This is a genomic window from Actinoplanes couchii (assembly GCF_016862075.1).
GTDB classification, from domain to species: domain Bacteria; phylum Actinomycetota; class Actinomycetes; order Mycobacteriales; family Micromonosporaceae; genus Actinoplanes; species Actinoplanes couchii.
The window spans coordinates 13724-39234 of sequence record NZ_BOMG01000131.1 but is presented as its reverse complement, the minus strand read 5'-3'; the positions used below and the strand labels follow the sequence as shown (position 1 = coordinate 39234).

The window sequence follows — 25511 nt, the reverse complement described above, 5'->3', positions numbered from 1 at the left end:
GGGAGATCTCGCTGAACGCCGCCGAAGGCGCCCGCGTCGCCCACGAGGCGGTCGCTGCCGCGGCCGCCACTGCCGCCACCATGAACCAGCTCGGCACTTCGTCGGCCGAGATCGGCAACGTCATCAAGGTGATCACCACGATCGCCGAGCAGACCAACCTGCTCGCCCTGAACGCCACCATCGAGGCCGCCCGCGCCGGCGAACTCGGCAAAGGCTTCGCGGTGGTCGCCACCGAGGTCAAAGACCTGGCCCAGGAGACCGCCAAGGCCACCGAGGAGATCTCCCGCCGGGTCGAGGCGATCCAGGCCGACGCCGGCGGCGCGGTCAGCGCCATCGAGATGATCACCGAGGTCATCGGCCGAATCAGCGACTTCCAGACCACCATCGCCTCCGCCGTCGAAGAACAGACCGCCACCACCGCCGAGATGAACCGCAGCGTCTCCGAAGCAGCAGCCGCCAGCGGCCACATCTCCGCCAGCATCACCGGAGTCGCCGAATCGGCCCGGACCACCCGCGACGGCGTCGCCGACACCCGCCAGGCGACCGCCGAACTCTCCCGGATGACCAGCGACCTCACCAAACTGGTCAGCGCCTTCAGGCTCTGACCGCCCAGGAAACGGTGGAGACGCGGCTTGTCGGCGCCGACAAGCCGCTGGCTAAATCCCCGTCAACGCCGCTGCCGACGGCGACGTGGGTTTCGCGTGGGTTGACAGCTTTCCGCCAGTTTGCGTGAACCTCTTTACGCACCCGAGAAGCGGCCGATGGGAAGGGCGTGCAAACGGTCCACGGTGAGATCACCGCCGCCCACCGTACGGCGATCGAGGACGCCTACGCGCTCATCGAAACTGTTCAGGATGCAGCCGGACTCGATCTGGCCGATGAGGCTGAGCGGGTTGCTGTCGCGAACGGCTGGGACGATGTGCGGGTGCTGCTCGTGCTGGCACGGTCGTTAGCCGCCCTCGCGGCCGGCGCGGACGATTCCCCGCATCTGCAGGTCATGCTTCAGATGGCCACCGACCTCGGTGATCCGATCGTACGGGCGCTGGTGCTGGCCCGCATCGCCGATCGTCGCACGGCCCAGCGGAGGACGGTCACCGGCGGGCCGTCCGCGATGGCGTCTCTGGTGGAGGCCATCGTCCTGCTCGACAACGAGGGCGGAGTGGCCGCCCATCGGGTGTCGGCACACGAACTCGTGGCCTCAACCCTGGAAGAACTCGCGCTATGGGAACTGGCCGACGAACACCGCCGGCTGATCAGCGACCTGCTGGACCCGAAGGCGGCGACGGTCTGGGACGCGACGGCCTGGCTCCAGCGACGGGTCAACGACTACAACCGGCTACACGCGGCTCTTGACTGGGCCAGTGCGCACGCTGTGGTCGGGGACTGGGCCTCGGCTGAGCGGATCGCGGTCAACATGCTGTCCACCGGGACCGACCGTGCCGACGACGACTGGCCGGACCTGTGGGCGGCCGAGTATGCCGCCAATCGACACCTTCTCACCGCCGTAGCGGGCTGGCAGGAGCTCCGATCGGATGTTCCCGCGGTGGACGCTATGGGTCTGGCGATCCGTGCCAGCCGGTCCGGTGATCACGCCACGGCCAGCGCGCTGGCCGGGATAATCATTGGCCAGCTTCATGTTCAGATTCCCGAGAACACGCGCCTGTGGTGCCTGAGCATGACCGTCCGGCAGCCGGGAACGTCACCGGCGGCCATTCGCTACAGCGACGAGTTGGCGGGCCTGCGATGGCAGGACCGCCTCGACCGCCTCGACGACATACGCGACGTCATCGCCACCGAGCGCTGCCGGCACGAACTCGACCGCCCGCGCCAGCAGCTCATAGTCAATGGCCGGGCCGTGAATTCAGCCGTCATCGGCGAAGCACCCGCCGTGAGCAGTGCCCGGCCAGCATCATCGTGTTGAACCTGCCGACACTGCGCCGGACCCGGCGGAATCGTGTTATCCAGCAGGTGGCGCATGAATTTTTCAGAACCACATTGGGCGTCTGATCGTCAAAGGCGGAAAGGTGCCGACGAGGCTCTGTGATCACGGTGTTCTGGGCGGTCCGAGCCAGTGCAACAGTAGAACTGTAGCGTCGTCCTGCAATCGGTCGTCCTGGTGGTGGAGGATGGCGTGCACTAGCCGGCGGACGGTTTCAGGGGCAGGCACGTGGTCGGCGAGGGCCTGTCGGGTGAACTCGGTGAGCCGGTCGATGCCAAAGGGGTTGCCATCACGGTCCCGGGCTTCGATGATCCCGTCGGTGTAGAGCAGGACGTGGTCGCCGGGTTCCAGGGCTTCGGTGATGACGACGGGCGGACGGCGGTCGCCGAGCGTTACCGGCAGGGCGGTAGGGGTAGGTAGAACGGTGACGACGCGGCCCCGGCGTAACACGATCCCGCTGGGGTGACCGGCGGAGATGACCTGCAGAATGCCGGTGCTCTGGTCGAGTTCGGCGAGCACCGCGGTGATCATGCCGGTGCGTTCGTGGTCGCGTACCGCTCTGTCGAGCTGGTGGTAGGTGGCGATGAGATCGAGATCGGTCCGGCGGGCGTTGCGGTACGCGGCGATCGCTATGGAGGCCAGGATGACGGCGCGCATGCCACCGGCGGAGCCGTGCCCGACGGCGTCGAAGAGGCGAGGTGGGCGGTGTCGCCGTTGACGGCGAAGTCGAAGGCATCGCCGCCGACGTCGTAGCAGGGTTCGAGGATGCCGGCGATGACGGTGCGGCTGGTGGCGAAGGTCAGCGGCGGTAGTCGGGCGCGCAGCATCTCGGCGGCCAGGCGCATGGGTTCGCGGCGCCGCAGGCGTTCGATGGTGTCGCTGTAGAGGTCGCCGGTGACGACCAGCTCGCCAATCATGGCGGCGACGGTGGTGAGGTCGGTGACGGACTGTTCGTCCAGCGGGCCGGAGGCGGTGGCGTGCAGCACGCCCATGCGTTCGCTGCCGTCGAGTAGCGGAACCCAGAGCGTGTGCTCACCGGTGTCCAGCGTGCCGGGGGCTGGGACGATGGTGCTGTAGGCGCGGCCGGCCAGGGTGCCGTCGATCGCGATGGCGGGGCCGGCCGGTGACCGGGTGCTCGACAGCGGCAGCAGCTCGCGTTGCTGATGGTCCACGACGTAGATCACCAGCGTGGTGACGCCGAGAAGTTCGGCCGCCTGCAGGGCCATGCCAGCAAGATTTTCGGGACGTGCCCGGTAGCCCTGGCGGATCAGCTGCCGTATCGCTTCGAGCGCACCCATGGAAGCCCTCTTTCCCGAGCCCGACGGTATCGGCCCGGCCGACGATTCAACCAGATCCGAGGCGTCGCACCACTACGGCCCGGCCAACACGTCGGACACCAGCATGAGATGCAGGATCGCTGATCAAGTCTTCACACTATGAGAGTGATCGGCGTGAAGCGTCGTCTTGAAGGTGAACCCGCGCGTAGCGTCCAGTGAGTGAAGTGGCGTGTCGGCGGGCTTTTGGGGTGGGGTTCGTGGCGCCCGGGCCGCCGTTCGATGGTTTTGCTGGTGACAGTGGCATTGTTGGGCCTGTCCGGGACGTGGTTGGCGGCGTCGGCGCTGCGTCGTGGGGGCGAGGGCCGGGCGGCACAGGCGTTGCGGGAGCAGACGTCGGTGGTATCGCAGACGGTGGATGCTGAGATTCGCCGGTACGGCAATACGGTGCGGGATGTGGCGGCGTCGGTGGGTGCGCAGGCGGATCTGCGGGCGTCGGAGTTCCGTGCCATCACCGCCCCCCTGGACCGCAATCGGTTGCCCGGGGCGACCGGGGTGTCCTTGGTGGTCATGGCTGCCGACGGCCAGGTTGCCGCCGTGCAGCGATATTGGCGGCGTCAGGGGGCCGGCGGTCTGACGCTGAAGCCGGCAACAGCGGTCGGTGGTCAGCACGCGTTCACTGTGTTGTCACAGCCGCTGGAGGATTCGCCCGCCGCTTTGGGCCGTGACATCGGGGCCAGCGCGGTGGCGATGGAGACCTTGCGAGCGGCGCAGCGGCCCGGCACGATGACGGCCAGTCGCCCGTATCGGCTGCTGCGGGATGCTGATCTACCGGCGGAGCGTCAACAGTTGTCGACTCTCTTGGTAGCTCCCGTAGTGTCCACGTCGCCGTTGGCAGCCGATCGGGGTCGGCTGCGTGGCTGGATTGTGCTCGGACTGCGCGGTGGGGACTTTCTGCGCGAGAGCATCGGGGTGGTCGCTCGGGACACGGTCGTGGTGACCTTGACCGATAACACGCAAGAGGGCGTCCCGACGGTTCTGGCCCGCTGGAACGCTGGCCGCGCCGACTCCGACCGGATTGACAGGCTGGGTGACAGCCGGACTGCGACAGTGATGGCCGGGCAGCGTAACTGGCATCTGCAAGTGACCGCGACCGGGGGGTTGCTACCGGATCCGCCGGTGCACGTGGTGAGCGCCGCGTGGATCATCGGAGGACTGTTCACGCTGATGCTGGCGATGCTAACCGCGACGGTGGCAACCTCGCGAGACCGAGCCGTACGTCGTGTCGCACAGGCCACGGCGGCGTTGCGCGAGGACATCGCCCGCCGCGAGGCTGTGGAGGCGCAGCTGCGTCGGCGTGAGGACGAACTCGTCGGGTTCGCCGGCGTGGTGGCACATGATCTGCGTCAACCGCTCGCGCAGATCAGCGGCTACAGCGACTTCCTCCTGGAAGAGGCGGCCGCCGATTGGAGCTCGAGCCACCGCGAATACCTGACGCGTCTGCGCCGTAGTGCCGCCCGGATGCAGTGCCTGCTCACCGACCTGCTCGACTATGCCACCGCCGACAACCGTGACCTGAAGATCGCACCGGTCGATCTGATGTTCCTTGCTGCCGACATCGTCGCCGAACGCACTATCGAGCACAGCGATCCGACTCCGGTCGTGGTCGTGGGCGACCTGCCGACCGTTGACGGCGACCCCACCCTGCTGCGGCAGGTCTTCGACAACCTCATCGGCAATGCCCTCAGGTACACCCGTCACGGTCACGCGGCACAGGTGGAGATCAACGCCGAACCCGAGGGCGACGACTGGCGCATCGAGATCCGTGACCACGGCATCGGCATCCCCGCCGAGCAGCGCAACAGCATCTTCACCGCGTTCGCCCGCGCCGACGGGAGCCAGGGCTACCCCGGAACCGGTCTAGGCCTGGCCATCGTGCACCGCGTCATCGAACGCCACCACGGCCGGATCAGCGCCGACGCCAATCCCGGCGGCGGGACCGTCTTCACCGTGACACTGCCTGCCGAACAACCGCGCGACATCGCCATGATGGTTGCGCATCCGGGCGCCACATCCTCGGCGCTGCCGGGATCGTTCGTGTCACCCGACCTGCCTACCGGGTCAGCTGCACGTTCCTAAGCTTGTGCAACAGGGCCCGTGCGACGTCGGTGGAGATGTTGGCCGGCATGAACAACCCACCCGGCAGAACCGCCTGTAATACCACGAGCACCGAAGGCGACGAAGCATCCAGCAAGCCCATCGACCAAGATGGGTAAGCCCGCTCGGCCACGTCGGCGGCGAACAGCAGATTCACCCGCCGATGACGGTCATCGGCCGCGATCCGAGCGAAAGCCGCAGTTACTGGCTCTCTTTCCCCTTCTAGGCACTGCAGGAAGTAGGAACTGTTGAACAGCAACACGCCCGTGATCTCATCCCGGACGTTGTTGCGCTCACCCGTGCGCTGGATATCGAAAATCCCACCCGGCGGCAACGGCATCTTCGAGCTGATGTAGATCAGCTGACTCAAACCCACCAGCTCACGCTAACGGCGCACCGACCCTGATGAGTCGCCAACCGGCCACACCCGCCAATGGCCGGCGCGGCCCGTTACGCCGACGCCTCGCCACCGCCCGCGATGCGACGAGGGCATGACAGCAGACGATCGCCGTGGTCGCGTCATTGCGCCGCAGGGGCCGTCATCGTTGCGGACGCGACCCCGTGCTACTTGCGGGTCACGAGTCCGCGCTGCTCGTACTCGTCGTTGTTGAACCGCCCCATGAAGCCGTCGGTAAGCCGGCTATCAAGCGATCGACACGGCATCCACCGATCCCTCTTAGGCGTGCCACATCATGACGCCGAGCAGCCCTTTCACAGCGCGTGAACCAGTGGGCCGACCAGCCCACTGACCCCGGACCACACATCAGCAGGGTGCCGGTGCGTCAGGACTCAGCCGATCCTCGGCATCACTGCGGCTGGCCCCGTGGAGCCGTACAGCACCAAAAACCCTAAATACGGGTCAGGATACCGGCGAACGCGGCGCTGTGCTTGCTGTCCAATACTCGGGCTTGGTCATGATCCGGCGCGGTCTCGGTGCCGGCACCGGCCTGCTCGCGGTGGCCCTCGGGCGCAGTGGTCGCAGGTAGCGTTGCACGGTGCGTAGGCTGCCGCGCCAGTCGCGGGTTTGCAGTTCGGCGTGCAACATGACAGCGTCGGTCAGTCCTTCGGCGCGGCGCTGGTGGACGTAGCTGGCGTGGTCGTCCAGCACGCTGGAGCGGTGGGTCGCCGGAGCGAGCAGGTCGTCGAGGTTCGTGGCCGCGTACCTCTGCACGGTGCGGAAACACATGTCGAGCTGCTGGCTGGGCGCGGTCAGGGAGTGCCCCTCGGCGCGCAGCTGCTGGATGGCGGCGTGCCGCTGCAGCTTGCGGGCCATCAGCGGCCGGGACCGGCCGTCGACGTCGAGGGTGCGATCCGGTGCGGGAACCACGGTGTCGGCGACCTCGGGCTGCTGTGCCGGTTCGTCCAGGCAGCCGCGGTGGGCCCAGACGGTCTTCTCGACCGCCTCGCCGAGATTGGCCCACCGGTGGTAGCGGTCAGCGACCTGGACCGCCTCCGGTGCGCCGGTGCGCGCGCCCTCGGCGTAGGCGCCGCCGCGGTCACGGCAGATGACCTGGACGCCGGGGTGTGCGCGCAGGCCACGCGGCGAAGGCCTCGGCGGTGCGCCCGGCGAGCACGTCGATCGGGCGGTGGGCTTCCACGTCAATCAGGATCGTGGCGTAGACATGCCCGCACCGCAGCACGAAGTCATCGACGCCCAGCACCCGCGGACCCGCCTTCACCTCAGGCACCGGCATCGTCCGGAGCAGCCGCAGCAACGTCGACCGGCTCACCCTGATCGCCGAGCGGGCCGCCAGCCGGGCACCTGGACGGTCAAGGCAACCGCGATGGTTTGCCACTGCCACTGCCACTGCCACTGCCGGCGCAGCGCCACGCTCGCCCGGGTACAGCGCGCCGTCAGGCCCGGCACCTGTTCGGCGAAGGTGCGCAGTGCGCACCCGGTGCCACGCACACGAACCGCCGTACCTGCAGAAGGACGTCACCCGGCGGCCACCACCCGGTAGTTTCGCCAGCCGACGCTGGTAGCGGGCGTGCACCCGCCGCGATGCAGTACCGCATCGCGGGCACGTCGCCGAGGCCGCCGTCGCGCGCGCTCGTACGTGAATGCCCTGTTCGCCGTCGGTGGCCCTTTCCACCCGCACAGTATCCCGCCAGGGGAACACCATATCGGCCAACGTCGTATCGATTAGCAGAAGATCATGAGCGAACGTCACACCGAGTCACGAGTCCATCAAAGATGGGCCAGAGTCAATGAGAGTCACACCAAACTGCGGTGGACAGCCGCAGACAGAGCGTTCCGCCGGTCAACCTCGACCAAGCCTGGCCGGGCTGCGGTCGTACGACTAGTGAATAAGTAGCTGCGGACAAAGCGCACTGCGCTCGCGGCAGATTGTCACCATGCGTGGTGGGCCAACCAAAAGTGAGCCCGAGCCCCTTCCGCTGTCGCTCAACATGCGCAACGGACCGGCGGCGAGGCGCAGCGGGCGTGGGCGCCGCCGAGCAGGGCACGGCTCGCGCAGCCCCTACTGCCCGCCAGGCCGTAGCCCCGGCTGTGATCCAGCACCCCGGTGGGCGTTGCGGATTTCGGCTTGTGCCACCACCGTCTGGCGACCTGCGAGGCGGGGTCGGCGCAATGACCCTGCGAGGGCTGTCAAAAAACCCCGCCCGAATGTTCACAACTGGCCATGCCACGACCGATGCATCAGGAGTCCCCGGCGAGCCCCCGCTTGCCGAAGCCACCCGGCCACATGGGCGACCGCCCAGTGGGCAAGCCAGACAGGGAAGCAACCCTATGCGCAGCATGAGCATGCTTCAGATCATTGGTGGTGTCGCCGCCGCGGGTGTCGTCGCCGCCGGCACGAGCGCCCTGACCGCCACCGGTGTGTCGTTCGCCGGTACCGGCACCGGCACGGCTACCCAGTATGTTGGCGGCCAGGTCACTCAGACGGTCTCCGGCGGCGCGAGCATCACTGCGGTCAACTACACGACGAGTCCCGGCGGCGACCAGATCACCGCAATCCAGGTCAGTGTCGCCAACGCGAACGGCGCCTATCTACAGGTCACGCCGGGCGGCGGTTCGCTCACCACCGCGAACGAGTGGTACTGCACCGGCGATGTCGCCGCCAGCGTCGGCCACGCGACCGCCCCGAAAGTCCATCTCAATGCGGGCCCGGCCACGGTCAGCTGCATCACTGCCGACTCCGCCAGTGCTCATGCGGCAGCCGGCTATTACAGCGGCCTCACCAGCGTCCAACTGGATGTCACCAACAGCTAAACCTCTCCGCCTATCAACTCGGGATGCGAGGCTGATGACAGCTTCGAATTCGGGAGAGACCGATCCGGGTTTCTGTACGTACGTATATCGAGGCCGCCGTCCTTGCGATGGCGGCCATCGGTGCTTGGGCGGTCATGACGGAGCGTATCGGGTACGTTGTGACCGATGGCGTCAGCATGAATCCTGTCTACTACCAGGGCGATCTTGTTGTCGTCATGAGGGCCGATTCCTACCGGGTCGGGCAGATCACTGCCTACCATGGAGACGTTCCCGGGCAGCGGGTCCTGCATCGCATCATCGGCGGGAACGGCATCGCGGGATTCGTTATGAAGGGGGACAACAACGAGTCGATCGACCCGCTGACCCCCACGACCGAGCAGATGATCGGTCGTGCCGTTCTGCATGTTCCGCACGGGGGCTCTTGGCTCAGACCATTGCTGGGACCGAGCGGTCTGGGCATGCTCAGCTTCTTCGTGGTCAGTGGTGGCGTCGCGTCGGTGAGAACACGACGGGACATCCCGCGTGGGCGCCGGAAGAAAAAAGTGGGGGCCATGTCTTCGGGTTCGGGAGGATCGTGGAAGACCGTGGCAGCGATCCTGCACGGTCTTCAGCGCCTGCCGCCGGTCCTGCGAGTCGCTGCGACGGCTTCTGTGGCGGTCGCTCTACTCGCCCTGGTCGTGGGGATCCTCGGCTGGAGCAAACCGATCTTGGAAACACGGGCGGCCCCGAAAGCACCGGGGCAGTCGATCAGCTACTCCTACAGCGCGAAGGTGCCCCGGTCGGCTGCCTACGACGTAACTACGGTCGAGTCTCCCGAACCGATTTTTCGTAAGCTGGTCGATCAGGTCGCCTTGAACATCCGTTATGACGGGCCTGCCGGCACATTCCGGCTTTCGGCAGCCGTAACCAACGGGACCGGCTGGCACACGACCATGGTCCTAGTACCGAAGACAGAATTCACCAGCGACCAGTTCGACGCGACAATCCCCCTTGATCTCGCGACCTTCGTCGCACGCGCCGACGCCGCGTCGCGAGCCATCGGCACACCCGCCAGCGGACAGGTGACGATCACACTCAGCGCCCAGGTCACATCGCCCCAACTGGCCGACATGATTGCGCCACTGCAGCTCAACGTGACCCCCCTGCAGATGACGGTCACGGGAGGTTCTGCGCTCCGGACCCAGACGGGTGGCACGGTGTCGTCCGGCATCCTGGTACCGCGCGAGATAAAGATCTTCGGCCACTCCCTCACGACGGCGTCACAAGCGCGCTCGTACGCGATTCTCACTCTCTTCGGGGCAACCTCGATCGCCGTCGTGGTTCTTCTCGCCAGCCTTCGCCGACTGCCGTTACGGACCCGGGCCGAGATCCAACGCCGCTACCCTAAGATTCTCGTCACCGTGGAACCGATAACGACCCCGCCCGGCGAGCTGATCGTGAACGTCGACGATTTCTCGGCGTTGGTCAGGCTGGCTGAACGATACGGCCAGATGATTCTCACATGGAGTCAGCCGGACGCCGACGAATTCGTCGTCCGGGACGAAGGAATAACCTACCGCTACCGCGTAGCTCTGGACGGCCAGCCGAACCTGCGGAATGTCGAGCTGGGCAACCGTCCGAGTGCCGGCACGCACCGGCGGAAGGCCTCGCCGCGAGTGCCTTGACCGTCGCGGAACACCGGCCCCGGGCGGCCTGTCGCCCCCCGCCGGCTACGGAGACCGGTTACTGTCCAGCCGCGCCGGAAAATGATGCCGCCGGGACGAATCCGAGCCGAGAGCCTTTCATATTTTTGGTCGAGGTGATCAGGGGCGGACGGAGTCGCACAGGGAGACGAAGCTGATGAGGGCGTCGTCGGTCAGTTCGGGATGTTCCTGCTGCATCCAGGGCCCGCACCGTTGATGACGGTGCAGGCGGTCAGCGTTTAACCGCCGTGGCCATCAGCTCATCGAGTATGGCGAGGTCGAACCAGTTGACGACGGGGTCACGGTCGCCGCCTAGGGACATTGCCGGGACGGTGATATGGGCGCCGGCCCACTGCCCGCGCCTCACCTGCTGCTCGTGTCGAAACCCCATACCGCGGGGCATCCAGATCACCGTGACGATGACCTACCGCAACCAGAAATGCGACTAACGCCGGTGCGCCGGACTTTCAGGCACCATCGATCTGTCGACGGCTCTGCACCAGCGGCACGGGCTCGTCGATCAGAACGGGGTTGCCTTCCATCGACAGGACCCCGCCCTGCCGCGTGTATCGCTGGGCTAGCAGGACGCCCCGATCGTGGCCGATCTGGTACCCCTCGACAAAGACCGCTTCACTGCGCCGGCCTTCGTGCGTGTAGTAGCCGTCCCATGCCAGCGCCACACAGGTGACACCGTGCTCGACGACACGCAGCGCCGTACGCCCGGCGGCAAGACACTCCTGGAGGTTTGTCCCCTCGCCGGCCAGGAACCTCGTCAAACTGCGACCGTTCGGGCTGTCCGCGAACGCGAAGGGCGTGAAGCCCTCGTCCGAGAGCCCGGCATTTTCCACCGCATAGTCCAGTGCGGTGAAGATCAGGTCTGCGCTTGCTGCGCTCATCTCGTCTAACACGGTCATCGCATTATTTTCCCAGGTGAAGCCGCCCGGGCCGCTCCGGCACCGAATTGTGGTCCTGTAACGACAGATACACGGCGAACGGGCCAGTTCACGCGAGCGGACCGGGCCCGGCTGGCCGCCCTGTTGCCACCCCCCACCGCGAACCGTGCTGAGCCGTCTGCAGATACTGGTTCACCCAGAAACGGTGCTGCGCCGGCACCGCGATCTGATCGCCCGCCGACACGCCCGACATTCCCAGTCCCGCCAAGCCGGGGGGCCACAAATGATCCGGTCGATCCGCCAGCTCGTCGTGCGCGTGGCCCGCGAGAACACCACCGGGGGATACTGCAGAATTCACGGGGAACTCCTCGCGCTGGGCGTGAAGGGCGCCGCGTTTACGGTCTGGGGGATTCTCGAGGATGCCGGTGTAGCGCCGGCATCCGAGCGCACCAGCAGCACCTGGGCGGCGTTCCTAGGGCCACGCGATCATCGCCGCCGACCTTTTCGAAATGACCGCCCTGAACGGCGCTAACCTGTATGTCCTGGCCGTCATCGAGCACACCACCCGCCGCATCCGGATCCTCGGCGCCTCCACTCGCCCGGCCACCGCCTGGATGGCACAGACCGCCCGTCACCTGGTCATGGACCTCGAAGACGTGGCTGCCCGGTGAAGTGCCTACCTCGCGACCGTGACGGCAAGTACCCGGCTCTGTCCGACACCATCCTCACCGCCGCGGGCATTGAGGTAGTGCTGACCGGCGTCAGGACGTCCCGGATGAACGCGATCTTGGAACATTGGGTACAGACCTGGCGACGCGAGCCACTCGACCGGACCTGGTCCTCAACCAGCGGCATCTGCTGCACGTGCTCCGCGAGTACGAGTCCTTCTACAACGAGCACCGGCCGCACCAGGACATTGCCAACGTCCGGCCCCTCGCGCCGCGGCCCGAGACGATCACCGAATCGGACCGGCTCGCCCACCTGAACACCCGCCGATGCGACCGCCTCGGCGGCCTCCTCCACGAATACGAACATCCGTCTGAACTGCACGGATGACATTTCCGGCAGGTACAACCCCACGACGTCGGATCTGCCCGAGCCGAGCCTCGGCCAGCTGCCTTGCTGGGGCCGGATGGCCCAGCAGACCGACGAATGGGTCGAAGAACGTCGCTACGTGGGCCCGGAAGTGCTCCGCAAAGCCCGCCCCACACCGATCACCGCCGGCCAGGACACCGAACCCGCCGCATAGCCTCAACCCATACGGATCAGCTATCGCCAGCTCGTACACAATCTCAGCGGACGTAACCCGGCTGCTTCCTGGCAGGCGGAGTCTGTGCCTATGCCGTATCAGCCCTACGGCGCCGACCCGCCCTCCTCAGGTCGACATGGGTGGTGCCGATGAGAAGAGGATGACCAGGTGCGCCGACCCCTCCTTGATGCGTCATCGCCGAACCGTTGAGGGAGGGCAGTTGTTTGCGCGCGGCGGCGGGATCTTACTCACCACCATGCTGATGGCGGACGTTTTCGACGCACCTTCTCACGGAGTGCCGGCTTCGTTGACCACGGTGTGCTTGGGCATGATCGCGGCCATGATCGCTGCCGAGACCCTGGGAGCAATCAATTTCTGGAGGCCTGCCAACCGTCACTATGGCTGGTTTAGCGCCGCTCAAGTCATCGCCGATACGGTCGTTATGTGTGCATTAGTTGCAGGCTTGCATAACTACGTCGAGACCACAACGTGGACCGGCCTGATCATTCCCATAGTCGCTGGCTCGCTTCGTTTCAAATTGCCCGGTGCGCTTCTTGCCTGGGCGGCGACATCCGCCTTTCTGCCTCTCGTGCTCTCGCGCGGCGAGCGCCCTCCGGCACCTGGCGACTTGGTTTTCGCCGTTATCATCCACCTGATGGTAGCTTTCATCAGCGGCACTCAATCCGGCGCGTTTGGCCGCCGTGTGGCTGAACTCGACCAGGCGAAAGATGCCCTGAAGCACCAAGCCAGCCACGATCCGCTCACCGGACTACCAAACCGTAACCGGCTGGCCGAATTCGCTGATAGCAAGATTGGCCACCAACTCACCTGTCTTCTGCTCGATCTCAATGGATTCAAGCAGATTAACGACAGCCTTGGGCACGCTGCTGGAGACGAGGTATTACGGCAGACCGCATACCGTATACGAGCGTGTATTGGTGCTGAAGACCTCGCCGGCCGGCTGGGTGGTGACGAATTCCAGGTGCTTCTCCCTCATGCCACTCCCGGCGGAGCCGATGACCTCATCTGCCGACTTCGTGAGGAAATTAATAGTCCTATTAGAGTCGGCGATAATTTTGTCACCGTGGGCGTTGCAATCGGATCGGCATATCGACCATCAGGTGATGAAGCCTCTCTTGATGCGTTAACTTACATTGCCGATCAGGCGATGTATCAGGAGAAGCGCCGGAGCCGGAAAAGCGCTCAAGGGCAGCCGTCACCGTATGACGGAGAACGCACTATAAGTACTGAAATTGGATTCCCTCATGAAGCTGCATGAGGCTAAGTTACAGCCACCTGCGCTGCCAGGCTAGTGGCCTTTGGCGGCATAGCACCGGGAAGGCGCCAGCCGCGGCCGCCAGCGTCAGTCTGACAGCCAAGGGTGGGTTCAGGCTGGTTTGTCTCGACATGGTCGGCGACCATCGAGAACGAAACGGGCGATGGTGTGCACCCGGCGCATGCTGATCGGGGAAAGCCGTACTTTGGCGGCGCTGGTGGCCAGCTCGGCGGCGGCCATGATCGCCTGCTCCGGAGTGCCGGACGAAAAACTCGTTCGGTCCCCGTCGAGAGGGCCCGCAAACGCCCTCCACCAGACCGGCACGCAATCCACCGATGCCGCCTAGGCCCGCAGCGCCCAGATACGACCCTCTCCAATGACTTAACACCGTGCAATACGGGGTGGCGGCCTGCGGGGCCTCTGGTGGCCGCTACAGGGTTCGGGGGCGAGAGGTTGTGTCCGAGGCGAAGGAGGTGTGCGATTGACTGGTGTCCTGGTCGCTGAGGACGAGTTGGATCGCGTGAAGGTGCTAGCGGAGCTGAAGCCCCACGTCGGGGACCGCCACACATGGACGGGCTGCAGTTGTACACGCAGAACCGGGCGATCCGGCGATAGCCGAGACACCGATGACTCTATTCAGCGGCTCTTTCCAGCCCCGGCGACTGCCGGAAGGTCGCCGCTCAAGCACCAGGGTATGGACGAAACCATCGGTCGGCGCCGCATTAATGGCTGGAGCCCGCGACCTGTTGACTGCCGGCCCGCGCGTACATATCGTCGGAACTCCATACAAGACACCAGAATGGCGATCGTTGTGCTCCTACCATGCACGGCCACAATGTCATGGGTGGCACTGAGCCGACGATGAAGAGTCGGATGGACGTGGTGTGTGAGGCCGGTGATACCTGCGAGATTCGCCGGGGTTTTTCGGCGTGTAACTGATTGCTGTAAGAGGTTCATACGGTGGCTGGCGTGCCGATAGGACCAAAGAAGGTACCCACGACGGGGGGCGCATAGTGCAGCTCGCGGCGGACAACGGGATCGCGGCCGACGTCGCGTTCACGATGCACGTGATACAAGAGCGCCGGGTGGCGCCAGTTTTACAGCCGATAGTCGATTTGACCACCGGCGCGGTGATGGGGGTTGAGGCGCTCGCGCGCGGCCCGGCCGATACACCGCTGCAGCGTCCCGACCAGTTGTTCGCGGCGGCGAGCCGGGCGGGCCTGCTCGGCGCGATGGACATGCTGTGCGCCGAACGCGCCCTGGAGTCTGCTCTGACGTTGCGGCAGCCGCCGCCGCTGGTCTTCCTCAACGCCGAACCTGCTGTGCTGGACCAGCCGCTGTCCGCCCGCTTGCTCACGATGCTGCTCAGCGGGCTGCCGTTTCGGGTCGTCACCGAATTCACCGAACGGGCGTTGCCGACAGTACCGGCTGCGCTACTCGACATCGCGGAACTCTCACACCGCCTGGGCAACGCCATCGCTCTTGATGACGTTGGAGCTGACCCGATGTCGCTGGCATTCCTGCCGCTGGTCGATCCGGACGTGATAAAGCTGGATATGCACCTATTGCGGCATCCGTCCGCAGTGGCGACGGCGGAGATCTGCGGAGTGGTGAGCTCCACCGCCCGCCGCACGGGCGCCCGCATCATCGCCGAGGGCATCGAGACCGCCGCGGACGTCGTCACGGCTCGGTCCCTCGGCGCGCACTGGGGTCAGGGTTGGCATTTCGGCCGGCCAGCGCCACCGATCGACCTGCACCTTCAGGATATCGCCACCACGGACGGCCTGCGCCCCGCCCGGCCCGGACAGCACCAGCCCACCGGCAGCCCACATGAGGTCGCGGCGGCCGCCGGATGCCGCCGCCTCGATGACGCTGCAGCCCGACGAGCGATGGAACGAGCGGCGAGCGTCATCGACGGTCAGCGCCACGCGGTCGTCCTCGGCTCTTATTGCACTCCCGACGTCCTAGCCCGCTGGCAGCCGCAGGTCGACCGGGTGAGCAGACTGGCCCTCTACACCGCCCTGCTTAGTCCCGACAGCGAAGGCACTCCATTTACCGGCGAAGGTTGCCTGGTCGTCATGACCCCGAACTATTCGATGGCGCTGTGTCACCAGAACGACGGCGATGTGCTGCACACCGAGGACCCCGACGAGGTGGCCCTGATTGGCCGCGTCATTCTGCAGAGGCTGAAGCCACGCCGGCCGAAGTAGAATCAATCAACCAACTCCACTGAAATTGTCGAGCATGGTGGGGAGACGACACGCCACTGTCTACCGACGGGGCAGCGGTTCATGCCGTTGCTAGGCAATACGGCCCGATAGGCGCCAGTGATCGCTGGCCGTCGCCGGAAACCCGCATCCATGTCGCTGGAGCCTGACGTACGTATACCGGGCCATCTACCAGCGCGACCCGTTCATCTAGGTGACGCTGTCCGCCCGCGCAGGATGCGCCGGTGACCTGCCGTCCCTAATCGGCGCCTTCACCATGCTCAACACGATGCCGGTCGAGGCGATGATTGACGCCAGCCCGGTGTAACCCGCTGTTCCCCAGCGACCTGTTCCCGGTGGCCTGGCACTACCTCGAACGGTGTACGAACCAGTCGATCACAGCCGACTCAAACACGCCGCCGACCGATCCGCGGATCACGTCCCGATCGCACCGCCAGATCGTGGTCGCCGGCCTCCATTTAAAACTGCGCCCGTAGACGCTCCGCACTCGCCATCGGCGAACACCGTCGATGATGAGTCTCCGCTGCATTCACCGCGCTCGCCCTGCCGGCCTGCCCACCCGGCCTGGCCGGGCTGAACACATCCAACGATCGACCAACGTTCCAAACAACTTCTTCGATCGATCTTCGTTGAAGCCAGCGACGTCTGCTCTACCGGAAAGGCCGCGAATGGGGGCCGTCTGCTGCAGGTGCTGTTGAGGTGGGCCGGATGGCAATGAAGAAGCCCGATGCTGGCCCGCCCTGCTGGCTGATGAAGGTAGGCATGTGCTGCGCCTTTCCTTCCGGCGGCCGCCCGGCCGGTTCAGTCATTCACCCGGATAGCCGAATGGAGAGGGTATGGGGGACAGACGAGATGGCAGGTTCGCGCCGGGAGCGTCGGACGACATCGGCGCCCCTCGTCTTTGGCAGCCGTCCGGTCTTACTACGTCCGCTGAACGCGCGCCTGCACTGGCGGCCCTTGCGGCGCAGTTGCTCGATGCCCACCTCGCCCATATCTGGTTCGCTTCGGATGCCGCGCCACCAGTTCCCAACGGGCCAGGACCAGAGGGAGCGTGGTTGATGCGGCTGGCATACCTCTACCACCGGCGCGCTTTTGAGCAGCACCAGCCGGTCGCCATCGCGGATGCGCGTGCTGACGTGCAGCTTGCTGACGAGTTACCGACCGCAGATGACGGTGCGGCGGCGTATCTGGTCCTGCCCCTACGGACACCGCAACGATCAGTCTTCGGGTCTTTGTGTGTAATCGATCGCCGGCCGCGCCACTGGTCGTCGGGGCAGATGAAGATGCTGCAGGATTTCGCGACAGCGATCGAACCGCAGATTGTGGCGCTGCGCTCGCAAGCGGTGAAGCTACGGTTGGCAGCTCATTTCCAGAGCATCCTCGCCGATGCTCGTGACCCGTACATCTCTGTGGATGACCAAGCTCGGGTGACCATGTGGAATGAGGCGGCCGAGACGATGTTCGGTCACTCCACGTCGAAAGCACTGGGAAAGCCCTTTGCTGTTCTGATCGCGCCGACCGAGTTGCAACCCGGATTCTTCGCTGACGTGATCCGAGCTGCCACCCAGGGTCCTGACTCTGCCCGTCTCAAGCGAATACTCGTCGACAGCGCGGGCCAGGAGTTCCCCGCTGAAGTGACGGTTCAGACCACCTCTGATCTCGGGGTCACCCACTTTCACCTCTTCGTCAGGGAAGAGACCTTCGTAGCACCAGGATGCCACGCCCCGAAGCAGCAGGGGCCTGGGCCGGAACGCGGTTTTCTGCAGGCGCTGCTGGACACCCTTGATACGGGAGTCGTTGCCTGCGACAGTGCCGGCAGGTTGAATCTGTTCAACCGGGCGGCGCGATACATCCACGGAGTGGACGCCACCTCCCTCGACAGCGACCATTGGCCCGAAACCTTCAATCTTTACGCCGAGGATGGGTACACACTGCTCACTCCTGGCGAGGTGCCTTTGGCACGGGCGTTCACCGGCGAGGTCGTGCGAGGGCAGAGTCTGGTAGTACGGCGCCCCGGTCGGATGCCTCGCCGGTTTGTCGCCAACGCCGAACCTATAGACAGCAGCGACGGGCAGCGGCTCGGCGCTGTCGTGGCAATGCACGACCTCACCGAGCGGCATCATGCCGAGCTACTCAATCAGGCTCAATTGGCAGTTACTCGGACGCTGGCCGATGCGACTAGTGCCGAAGAGGCGACTGCCGGGGCGGTCACCGCGATCACCCGAACACTGGGCTGGATCGCCGGGCAATATTGGCACGTTGATGAGAGCCAAGATCACATCAGCGTGCAGAGCACTCACTGCCTGCCCAACGCTGTCTTCCCACCCGACGTGGCGCAGACGTTGGCCACACAGGTGTGGCGACGCGACACCGAACTCTGGACAGGGTCAGCAGGCGCTGGCGCCTGCCTCGGTGTTCCTGTCCGCTCGGAGAGCCGGGTACTCGGCGTGATGGCTTTCGCCACCGGCGGACATGCCCTTTACGACGAAGGGACCGCTGCCATGCTAAATACCAGCTGCGCCCACCTGGGCCGATTCGTTTCTCGACGGCACACCGAGGATCTCACTCTCGCTCTATCGGCGGTCCGCCGCGACTTCGACCGGGTAATCGACCGGGTTAATGACTATGTGTGGACTGTCGAAGTCCTCGCCGACGGAGTGGTGAGGTCGGTGTTCGCCAGCCCAGATGGATCCGGGGTCTTCGGTGCCCCCCTGCCCACCGGCGCCGACATGGCAGCTGAACTCGCTGCCCGAATACACCCAGACGACCTCCTCGGCTTCGCCGCCTTCCATGCAGCCGTATCTGCCGGCCGGCCGGCAGAGATCGAATGCCGCGTTCACGGCTACGACGAAGTCATACGCTGGGTGTGGACCCGTGCCAGCCCTCGACGTGAAGGAAGCCGGCTTTTCGCCGATGGCATCAGCACCAATATCACTGACCGACACCGGCTAGCCGAGCAACAAAACGCTGCCGCGCAACAAGCACACCAGGCCGAACAGCTGCTTACCGCCATCGTGGCCGTCTCCCACCGAGTTCGTAGCGGAGACGACGCCCGCGCCACCATCGTGTCTGCGGTCCGTCATTTGGCAGAGGCAGACTCCGTCGCCCTGCTGGAACCCGACTCCGCGCAACCGCCACCTCACATGTCCATCACGGCCGCGCTCGGCACCATCCCGACAGGAACCTGCATCGCACCCCAGCACTCTGACCTGATCACCGAAACCCGCCGAACCGCTAGCGCTGCCTTCGTCACCGACACGCAAGCGGACCCCCGAGTGCCAGCCCAGGTCCGGGAACTGGTGAAGAGCGGATCGTCCCTATGGCAACCAATAGTCGCCGACGGCAACGTCATAGCCGTCCTGGCGGCGTTCTGGCAGCACAAGAGTGATCCCGTCGCCGGTCATGAAGCCCGGGCGGTCGCCCTACTCGCCGAGGAGACGGCACTGGCGCTGGTCCACGAACGCCTTCTAAAACGACTGGAACACTTGGCCCACACTGACGCCCTCACTGGCCTGTCCAACAGACGTGCGTGGCACACCGAACTTCCGCGTCTACTTGCCCGCGCCCGGCGAACAGCAGAGCCGTTGACCGTCGCTCTCCTTGACCTCGATCACTTCAAGCGATACAACGATGTCTACGGCCATCCAGCTGGCGACGAACTTCTCCGCAGCAGCGCAACCGCCTTCAACACGATTCTGCGTGACGGCGATCTGCTCGTGCGATGGGGCGGCGAGGAATTCGCCATCGCTCTGGTGGACTGTGAGGGCGATGCCGCGGCAGCCGTACTGGACCGCCTCCGGGCAGCGACCCCGGATGGACAAACCTGCAGTGCAGGTTACGCAACCTGGGATGGTGCCGAAGACACCGATCGCCTCCTCTCTCGAGTCGACGCAGCCCTGTACGCCGCAAAGGGCGCCGGCCGCAACACCACGCGGCAAGCGACGGCCCCAGAGCCGGTCTGACGCCAGAAGTATCGGCCAATCGTGACGTCCAGGTGTCAACCAGACCCTCGGACGGTCCTCGAAAAGCGGCGGGCGTCGTAAAAGCCGAGGCAAGATCCAAGATCCAGCTCGCGACGGGAACGGCAGTCGATACCTCTACCGCCTCCTGAGAAGCTCGAAACCGATCCGGCCGTGCTCGGGGTTGCGGTGATGCACGACCGCAGCGAAGTGCGGCTCGTCGCCGGCCAGGCGCACGCCGATCTCCTCGATCGCTTTCCGGCGGATGGCAGTGACCACGTCCTCTCCTGCCTCCAGCTTCCCGGACGGGGCCACCCACTGCCCGTCGGCGTACCCGGTGCCGGCGCGCAGATCGAGCAGCACCTTGCCGGCGTCGATCAGTAGGACGAAGACGTCCACCGGATGCATCGGTACCGACACGGGCGATGCGGCGGATTTCGGCAAATTCACGCTGACTTCTCCTCTGTCACTAGCGGTCAGAACAGGGCGACACGATGAGTGGTCGCGGGTGCTGGCCCTCCGGCCATCTGATGAAGCTGACTCAGCCGGGGCCATCGGTGACGGGCCGCACCGTCGGTAAGCAGCCGCTTCAGTAACGCGGCGGTGGCGAGCGCGTCGGGAAGCGCGCGATGCCGCCCGTCCGGGACCGGCAGTTGAGTGTGCGTCAGCACCGCGTCGAGGCTGTACGACGTCAACCCCGGGTAGGCGCACCGGGCGAGGTTGCGGGTGCACAGCATCGGCGCCGCCGCGAGGTAGGACACGCCGACGCGTACCGGGCGATGATGCCGGCGTCCGTCGCGGCGTGTGTGCGACTGCGATGTACGGCGGAGCATCCAGGGTGGCATCGAAGCCCGCCAGGACGGTCCCTGCTGGTGGACGACCGGCGACCATCGCCGCCGTGATGCCGTTCGCAGAAGCGGTGAACGGAGCGTGTGCCGGCGGTCGCATCAGCGCGTCGAACCGGCCCACCTCAACCAGCGTCGCGCCGTCCAGGCGCAGCAGCACGGCGCCGACTTCGACCGGTTCGGCCGGGAAACCCGCGGGGGTGCTGCCCTCGAAGTCGATGACGATCCAGGTCACGGCGAAGGCCGGATCGCTCGCATAGCGCGACAGGTCGATCATCGGCCGTCCTCCTGGCCGGAAAGCTGGGCCACAAAATTTTCGGCCTGGCGACGGCTGGTCAGGTGGACCACCGTGGCGTGCGGCCCGTGCTGGGCGATGCAGGCCAGCGTGCGGGGCAGGTGCCGACGCCGGTACAAGATCACGTATCGAAGGAAAAACCAGGTGATGCGGTCGAAGACACCGTCGGCGTGCTGGCCTCCGCGGTAACGCCACCGGCGTTGCAGGATGCCCCACAGACAGACCAGCGGTGGCGGGTCCACCACGATGACGGCGGCCGCGGCCGCAGCCCGGATCGGCAGAGTGGCCAGGGAGTTCCCGTCCGTGATCCACCGGTCGGCGGCGACCGCCGCCCGCTGCCGGGCGGCGAACTCGTCCTCGGCGATCAGGTTCCAGCCGGTGTCGTAGCGCAGCGCATCCAGGTGGGTCACTGGGATTCCCAGCCGGGCGCCGAGCTGGTTGGCGAGCACGGTCTTGCCCGCGCCTCCGGCCCCGACGACGGCGATCCTGCGCATGCGGCTCGCCGTCATCGCCCGCCGGCTTCGCCGAGTAGCTGCGCGCGGTGGGCGAGGACGTAGGCGGCGGCGTGCCGGTAGCCGTCGGCGTGCTGCTCGTCGCGGTGCACCGCGAACGCTGGATCACCGGCGTGCACCTGCTGCTCGATGTAGGCGGCCATGGCGAGCAGGCGCAGCGCGGCGAATTCCACCACCTGCTCGGGCCGCACCCCACGGCCGTAGGTGTCGGTGAACATCCGCAGGCGGCGGGCCCGCCCGGGTTCGCTGTCCCAGCCAAAACCGCGTAGGGCCGTCCGGCGGGTGGAACGGCACCCAGTGGTGGGCGGCGTAGGCGAGGTGCCAGACCCGGTTCGAGGGACCGGCGGTGTCGAAGTCGACGATGCCGACCACCGTGCTGCCGTCGAACAGCAGGTTCCACGGGGCGAGGTCGTGGTGGCCGATGCAGTCGATGACCGCCGGGACCGCGAGTTCCCTGCGGTGCCAGCCGTCCGGCCGTGGCGCCACGAATCCCTGTCCGGCGTCGTGTAGCGCCCGGATCGCCGTGGCCACGCTGATCAGCGTCTCTTCGCTGCGCAATGTGGCGGACAGGGGTGGATAGCCGGAATCGTCCGGCAGGTAGCTGAGGATCTCGCGACCCTGCGCCGCCCAGCCGAGCACTCGCGGCGACAGCGCAAAGCCCTTTTGTTCGAGATACTGAAGCAAGGCGTGCACGTTCACCGGGCCGGGGCCCGGCGAGCGCTCGACGGTCTCGCCGCGCCGGATCGGGGCCGCGAACCGGCCCCGCTGCATCGGATCACTCATCACAGCCCTTTCACCGCCGGTGAATCGGATCGGGTGTCGAGGTGGTCGGCGGGCGTGGCCCGCCATGCTGTCCACGGCAGGATCACGATGCTGGCCAGCAGCACCCCCGCCAGCGCGAGCAACGCGATCCGGGCGCCCAGAGCAGCAGCCGCTATCCCGGCCGCCGCGATCACGGCCGGCTGGGCGACCTTGCTGCTCACCGCCCACGCCGCCGCAACCCGGGCCAGATAGCCGTCGGCGGTTACCTGCATGCGGTAGGTCACGAACGCGGGATTGAATACCCCTGCGCACCACAACAGCGCCGCGTCCGCGCCGATGATCAACACCAGGCCGGCCGGCGTGCCGGGCGCGAACGGCAGCACCGCCATCCACAGGCAGCGAGCCGCTCCGGCGACCAGCAGGGTCGGCATCAAACCGGCTGTCGCGATGATCCGCGGTGCCAGCAGCGAACCGAGGACTCCAGCTGCGCAGGGCACGCCCAGGGCGAGCCCGTACTGGGCGGGACTGAATCCCAGGTCGCGCAGTATCAGGATCGCGATCAGCGGGGTCAACGCCATGATGCATCCCCCGAACAGCAGCGCGTGCACGAACAGCACCCGCAGCACCGGATGGGCGGCGATGTGTCGCCACCCCGCCGTCATTTCCCGCAGCCAGGGGCGATCGCCGTCTGGGACGGTGGCGCGGGCTCCCGGTGCCGGGCACGGCCCAGGATCACCGCGGAGGTCAGGAAGCTGGCGGCGTCGACGATGACGGCGGCGAGGGCGCCGGCCCACGAGACCAGCAGGCCCCCGGCCGGTGGGCCGACCGTGCTCGCGGTCCACATGGTGGTCTCCCAACGGGAGTTCACCGCGGCCAGCCGCTGCGATGCCACGAGGTTCTTCAGATAGGAGGTACTCGCTGCCGACGCGGCGATCGCGCCGACGGTCTGTGCTGCAGCCACCACACACAACTGGGCGAACGACAGCATGCCGCACCACGCGGCGGCGGGGACACTGGCCAGCGTCACCAATCGCAGTACGTCCGCGCTGATCATCGCCGGGCGGTTGCGCCGGAACTCCGTCACCGGGCCCAACGGCACGATCACCGCAGCGCCGGCGATCCCCGCGACCACGGCCAGCAGCTACACCTGCCAGTCCGAAGCGTCCAGCAGCAGGATCGCGACCAGCGGCAACGCCCCCGCACCGATCCCGCTGCCGGCCTGCGACACCGCGTACGCCGCCCACGCCCGCCGCACATCCCGCCGTGGGGCGTCGTCGCGGGGAGTCTTCGGCGTCGTCCTGGGGCGGGAGACCGAGGTCGGTTCGCTGGCGGTCACGATGCGGGCTCATCCTCGCTCGCCGCCGGTTCGATCAAGCCCAGATCGACATGATGCCGATAGCTTGCCGCGATCAGGTTCCGTAGCTCATCGACCAGCCCCTAGTGCACGGCCAGCCCGACGGCGGCGCGCAGCACATCCATGAGTTCCTTGACCATCGCCGCCGGGTCGGCCGGCCCGTGCTTGGCGACCTTGACGCCCATGCCCTCGGCATGGTTGACCTGCTGGGCGAGCTCGCCCGTCTCCTCTGCCAGCCGCGACACCCGCTCGAACGGGCCGTTATGGTCCGGGAAGTGGCGGGTGAGCGCATGCACCGTTTCCACCAGCGCGGTGATCGTATCCGGACCACCGGTGGGCGGCGAGCCCACCGGCCCGCACGGCTGCTGCTCCGGCCGAGTCGTGAGCTGTTGCCCGTTCTCCGGGACGGCACCATTGAAGACCATCACGAGCCTTCTTTCGCAGACGACGAGACGGACGCCGGCTCCAGGAGCCGACGGTGTTCATCAGCGACATCCAGCAGACGCTCGACTGCCCGTGTCACGCCCGGCTCCGTCGACAGGGAGCAGCCGGCGAGGAGCAGCCGAAGGGCACGGAAATCGTCGGCAGGGATCCGCAGCTGGCGGCAGATCCCTGCGTAGCGGCTGTGATCGGCGCGAGCGTGGTACTTCGCGGCGAGCTGGATCAGAAAGAACACGCTGACCGGGTCGGTCGGGTCGGCACCGGCCGGGTCGTCGGCCGGGCATGCAGCCAGCACCTCCAGCAAGCCCCGCGTTGATCGGATGACCTCGCCGCGGTGAAACAGGACGTTCCCGCCTGCCGGCAGGACCGCGGTCGTCACCGGCCACAGGTACATGTCGACCAGCACCGGCAACCCCGCCATGTCCAGGCACACCGCAAGATAGCCACCACCCGCAGGCGCGTTACGCGGCTTGCGCCGCGCATAGAGCACCGTACCGGGCATCCGCAGACCGGCGAAGGGATCGTCGCGCAGGTCGGCCGGTACCGGCTCGCCCGCGACGACGATCAGGTCGACATCGCTGAACGCATCACCCCGACCATGGCTCAACGAGCCCACCAGCCATACCCCGCGCACCCGCTGGTCCACCGACAGGACACGCGCCGCGGCCGTGACCCAGGACCGCCGGGCCTGCGCGCTCGCAGCGAGGGCTGCTACCACCGGCAGGGCACCACCGGTGTGGTCGCTCATCACCGATCCGCCGACACTCTGGTACCAAAAAGCCCAGCGTCGAGGGTTGCGCTCACCTGATCCGCCCTTCTACCCGCCCGGAGGCAACGATTAAGTCCTGCACGGTGATCAAGGAACGAAGCCAACCGGCCGTGCCATACGGATACCGGAGTGGCCGGTGCCAGCGGTGTCGGCCAGCCGACGAAGTCCGCATTTCGGGTAGCACATTCGTTCGATAGAACTACCCGAGCGTGTCGCTTGAGATTTCCGTTGGTTCACCACCGCGAGGTGCAGCCAACGCCACCCAGCAAGCCGCCAGCCCAGCTCCAGCACGCGCCGAAGCCCGAGGATCCTGAAGGCACTCCAGGTCGCGAACGATCGACGGCGAGCCTTCCCGATCGGCCTTCTGCTCGTGGATCATGTTCGTTGGTTGACTCAGTCTGCACGGTAGGCATCGAGACCCCTAGGCTGGGCCTCATGCGAGAGCCGAGAGCGGGCGCCAGTTTCGCGAGCCCGGATGATTTTCCCCTGTCCCTCGTCCTTCCTGAGCTTCTTGAAAATGTGGAGCGGGGCCAAGTCGTCTATCTGTCGAAAGACGGTGTGCCCGTCGCTGCGGTGGTGCCGCTTGAGGTGGCTGAGGCCGGACTCGCTGCGCTGCGACGTTCGGGCGGCGCCGAATGAAGTCA

General features: G+C 66.4%; 23 protein-coding genes and 2 pseudogenes. 11 read left to right on the top strand and 14 right to left on the bottom strand.

Going from position 1 to position 25511, the window contains the following annotated elements; genetic code table 11:
- Together Aco03nite_RS49895 and Aco03nite_RS49890 are read left to right on the top strand one after the other, a co-directional pair.
- On the top strand, positions 1 to 605 hold a 605-nt coding region (locus Aco03nite_RS49895; protein ID WP_239146094.1), incomplete at its 5' end, for a methyl-accepting chemotaxis protein.
- Positions 606 to 772: 167 nt separating this feature from the next.
- Positions 773 to 1921, top strand: coding sequence for a hypothetical protein (locus tag Aco03nite_RS49890; protein WP_203809814.1), 1149 nt, complete (start codon positions 773 to 775; stop codon positions 1919 to 1921).
- Positions 1922 to 2044: 123 nt separating this feature from the next.
- Here the strand turns inward: Aco03nite_RS49890 and Aco03nite_RS53870 are convergent, their stop codons facing one another.
- Together Aco03nite_RS53870 and Aco03nite_RS53865 are read right to left on the bottom strand one after the other, a co-directional pair.
- Positions 2045 to 2596, bottom strand: a complete 552-nt coding sequence (locus Aco03nite_RS53870; RefSeq protein ID WP_239146093.1) for a PP2C family protein-serine/threonine phosphatase — start codon at positions 2594 to 2596, stop codon at positions 2045 to 2047.
- The gene (locus Aco03nite_RS53865; RefSeq protein ID WP_239146092.1) at positions 2569 to 3237 is read right to left on the bottom strand and encodes a hypothetical protein; all 669 of its coding nucleotides are present in this window, start codon (positions 3235 to 3237) and stop codon (positions 2569 to 2571) included. The genes Aco03nite_RS53870 and Aco03nite_RS53865 overlap by 28 nt, the downstream gene beginning before the upstream one ends.
- Positions 3238 to 3435: 198 nt before the next feature.
- On the opposite strand from Aco03nite_RS53865, the gene Aco03nite_RS49880 reads away from it, so the two are divergent.
- Complete coding sequence (locus Aco03nite_RS49880; RefSeq protein ID WP_203809812.1) at positions 3436 to 5352, top strand: sensor histidine kinase; 1917 nt, start codon at positions 3436 to 3438, stop codon at positions 5350 to 5352.
- Here Aco03nite_RS49880 and Aco03nite_RS49875 read toward each other — a convergent pair.
- Positions 5327 to 5746, bottom strand: a complete 420-nt coding sequence (locus Aco03nite_RS49875) for a BLUF domain-containing protein (RefSeq protein ID WP_203809810.1) — start codon at positions 5744 to 5746, stop codon at positions 5327 to 5329. The genes Aco03nite_RS49880 and Aco03nite_RS49875 overlap by 26 nt on opposite strands.
- A 483-nt stretch (positions 5747 to 6229) precedes the next feature.
- Complete coding sequence (locus Aco03nite_RS49870; protein ID WP_203809808.1) at positions 6230 to 6973, bottom strand: hypothetical protein; 744 nt, start codon at positions 6971 to 6973, stop codon at positions 6230 to 6232.
- Positions 6974 to 8119: 1146 nt separating this feature from the next.
- Here Aco03nite_RS49870 and Aco03nite_RS49860 point away from each other — a divergent pair.
- On the top strand, positions 8120 to 8602 hold the full coding sequence (locus Aco03nite_RS49860) for a hypothetical protein (protein ID WP_203809804.1): 483 nt from the start codon (positions 8120 to 8122) through the stop codon (positions 8600 to 8602).
- Positions 8603 to 8736: 134 nt separating this feature from the next.
- Positions 8737 to 10266, top strand: coding sequence for a DUF5305 family protein (locus Aco03nite_RS49855; RefSeq protein WP_239146091.1), 1530 nt, complete (start codon positions 8737 to 8739; stop codon positions 10264 to 10266).
- Between the two features lie 485 nt (positions 10267 to 10751).
- On the opposite strand, the gene Aco03nite_RS49850 is transcribed toward Aco03nite_RS49855, so the two are convergent.
- Entirely contained in the window at positions 10752 to 11198 is a 447-nt protein-coding gene (locus tag Aco03nite_RS49850) for a hypothetical protein (protein ID WP_203809801.1), read from the bottom strand.
- A gap of 488 nt (positions 11199 to 11686) precedes the next feature.
- Between Aco03nite_RS49850 and Aco03nite_RS53860 the strand changes: the two genes are divergently transcribed.
- From Aco03nite_RS53860 to Aco03nite_RS49830, 5 genes are all read left to right on the top strand, one after another.
- A complete protein-coding gene (locus tag Aco03nite_RS53860) occupies positions 11687 to 11848 on the top strand; it encodes an integrase (RefSeq protein WP_239146090.1) in 162 nt (53 codons plus the stop codon).
- A 124-nt stretch (positions 11849 to 11972) separates the two neighbouring features.
- On the top strand, positions 11973 to 12233 hold the full coding sequence (locus tag Aco03nite_RS53855; RefSeq protein WP_239146089.1) for an integrase: 261 nt from the start codon (positions 11973 to 11975) through the stop codon (positions 12231 to 12233).
- Between the two features lie 533 nt (positions 12234 to 12766).
- The gene (locus tag Aco03nite_RS49840; protein ID WP_203809799.1) at positions 12767 to 13705 is read left to right on the top strand and encodes a GGDEF domain-containing protein; all 939 of its coding nucleotides are present in this window, start codon (positions 12767 to 12769) and stop codon (positions 13703 to 13705) included.
- 1010 nt (positions 13706 to 14715) lie between these two features.
- Positions 14716 to 15912, top strand: a complete 1197-nt coding sequence (locus Aco03nite_RS49835; RefSeq protein ID WP_203809797.1) for an EAL domain-containing protein — start codon at positions 14716 to 14718, stop codon at positions 15910 to 15912.
- An 854-nt stretch (positions 15913 to 16766) separates the two neighbouring features.
- Positions 16767 to 19892 carry a diguanylate cyclase domain-containing protein gene (locus tag Aco03nite_RS49830; protein ID WP_203809795.1) on the top strand — a complete coding sequence of 1042 codons (3126 nt, stop codon included), beginning with the start codon at positions 16767 to 16769 and terminating at the stop codon, positions 19890 to 19892.
- Positions 19893 to 20027: 135 nt separating this feature from the next.
- Here Aco03nite_RS49830 and Aco03nite_RS49825 read toward each other — a convergent pair whose 3' ends face one another.
- The 9 genes and pseudogenes from Aco03nite_RS49825 to Aco03nite_RS49780 all read right to left on the bottom strand — a co-directional run bounded on the left by Aco03nite_RS49825 (position 20028) and on the right by Aco03nite_RS49780 (position 24846).
- Positions 20028 to 20288 (bottom strand): NUDIX domain-containing protein, encoded by a 261-nt coding sequence (locus Aco03nite_RS49825; RefSeq protein ID WP_203809785.1) that lies wholly within the window; start codon positions 20286 to 20288, stop codon positions 20028 to 20030.
- A 77-nt stretch (positions 20289 to 20365) separates the two neighbouring features.
- Entirely contained in the window at positions 20366 to 20650 is a 285-nt protein-coding gene (locus Aco03nite_RS49820; protein ID WP_203809783.1) for an exonuclease domain-containing protein, read from the bottom strand.
- Between the two features lie 357 nt (positions 20651 to 21007).
- A complete protein-coding gene (locus tag Aco03nite_RS49815; protein WP_203809781.1) occupies positions 21008 to 21523 on the bottom strand; it encodes a P-loop NTPase family protein in 516 nt (171 codons plus the stop codon).
- A gap of 11 nt (positions 21524 to 21534) precedes the next feature.
- The gene (locus Aco03nite_RS49810; RefSeq protein ID WP_239146088.1) at positions 21535 to 21759 is read right to left on the bottom strand and encodes a hypothetical protein; all 225 of its coding nucleotides are present in this window, start codon (positions 21757 to 21759) and stop codon (positions 21535 to 21537) included.
- A gap of 85 nt (positions 21760 to 21844) precedes the next feature.
- Positions 21845 to 22312: pseudogene (locus Aco03nite_RS54960) on the bottom strand (phosphotransferase); the annotation flags it as partial.
- Between the two features lie 11 nt (positions 22313 to 22323).
- Positions 22324 to 23387: pseudogene (locus Aco03nite_RS53850) on the bottom strand (MFS transporter).
- Positions 23388 to 23444: 57 nt separating this feature from the next.
- On the bottom strand, positions 23445 to 23639 hold the full coding sequence (locus tag Aco03nite_RS49790; RefSeq protein ID WP_203809773.1) for a hypothetical protein: 195 nt from the start codon (positions 23637 to 23639) through the stop codon (positions 23445 to 23447).
- Positions 23640 to 23740: 101 nt separating this feature from the next.
- A complete protein-coding gene (locus Aco03nite_RS49785) occupies positions 23741 to 24085 on the bottom strand; it encodes a nucleoside triphosphate pyrophosphohydrolase family protein (RefSeq protein WP_203809771.1) in 345 nt (114 codons plus the stop codon).
- Complete coding sequence (locus Aco03nite_RS49780) at positions 24082 to 24846, bottom strand: nucleotidyltransferase domain-containing protein (RefSeq protein WP_203809769.1); 765 nt, start codon at positions 24844 to 24846, stop codon at positions 24082 to 24084. The genes Aco03nite_RS49785 and Aco03nite_RS49780 overlap by 4 nt, the downstream gene beginning before the upstream one ends.
- Before the next feature lie 456 nt (positions 24847 to 25302).
- Between Aco03nite_RS49780 and Aco03nite_RS49775 the strand changes: the two genes are divergently transcribed.
- Complete coding sequence (locus tag Aco03nite_RS49775) at positions 25303 to 25506, top strand: type II toxin-antitoxin system prevent-host-death family antitoxin (RefSeq protein WP_203809767.1); 204 nt, start codon at positions 25303 to 25305, stop codon at positions 25504 to 25506.
- Positions 25507 to 25511: the final 5 nt, after the last annotated feature.

Excerpts from the sequence above, each read along its gene's own strand:
- Aco03nite_RS53870 (WP_239146093.1), bottom strand. The coding sequence starts at position 2,596 with ATGCGCGCCGTCATCCTGGCCTCCATAGCGATCGCCGCGTACCGCAAC.
- Aco03nite_RS53865 (WP_239146092.1), bottom strand. The coding sequence starts at position 3,237 with ATGGGTGCGCTCGAAGCGATACGGCAGCTGATCCGCCAGGGCTACCGG.
- Aco03nite_RS49860 (WP_203809804.1), top strand. The coding sequence starts at position 8,120 with ATGCGCAGCATGAGCATGCTTCAGATCATTGGTGGTGTCGCCGCCGCG.
- Aco03nite_RS49855 (WP_239146091.1), top strand. The coding sequence starts at position 8,737 with ATGACGGAGCGTATCGGGTACGTTGTGACCGATGGCGTCAGCATGAAT.
- Aco03nite_RS49850 (WP_203809801.1), bottom strand. The coding sequence starts at position 11,198 with ATGACCGTGTTAGACGAGATGAGCGCAGCAAGCGCAGACCTGATCTTC.
- Aco03nite_RS53860 (WP_239146090.1), top strand. The coding sequence starts at position 11,687 with ATGACCGCCCTGAACGGCGCTAACCTGTATGTCCTGGCCGTCATCGAG.
- Aco03nite_RS49840 (WP_203809799.1), top strand. The coding sequence starts at position 12,767 with ATGATCGCTGCCGAGACCCTGGGAGCAATCAATTTCTGGAGGCCTGCC.
- Aco03nite_RS49830 (WP_203809795.1), top strand. The coding sequence starts at position 16,767 with ATGGGGGACAGACGAGATGGCAGGTTCGCGCCGGGAGCGTCGGACGAC.
- Aco03nite_RS49815 (WP_203809781.1), bottom strand. The coding sequence starts at position 21,523 with ATGCGCAGGATCGCCGTCGTCGGGGCCGGAGGCGCGGGCAAGACCGTG.
- Aco03nite_RS49810 (WP_239146088.1), bottom strand. The coding sequence starts at position 21,759 with ATGTTCACCGACACCTACGGCCGTGGGGTGCGGCCCGAGCAGGTGGTG.
- Aco03nite_RS49780 (WP_203809769.1), bottom strand. The coding sequence starts at position 24,846 with ATGAGCGACCACACCGGTGGTGCCCTGCCGGTGGTAGCAGCCCTCGCT.
- Aco03nite_RS49775 (WP_203809767.1), top strand. The coding sequence starts at position 25,303 with ATGCGAGAGCCGAGAGCGGGCGCCAGTTTCGCGAGCCCGGATGATTTT.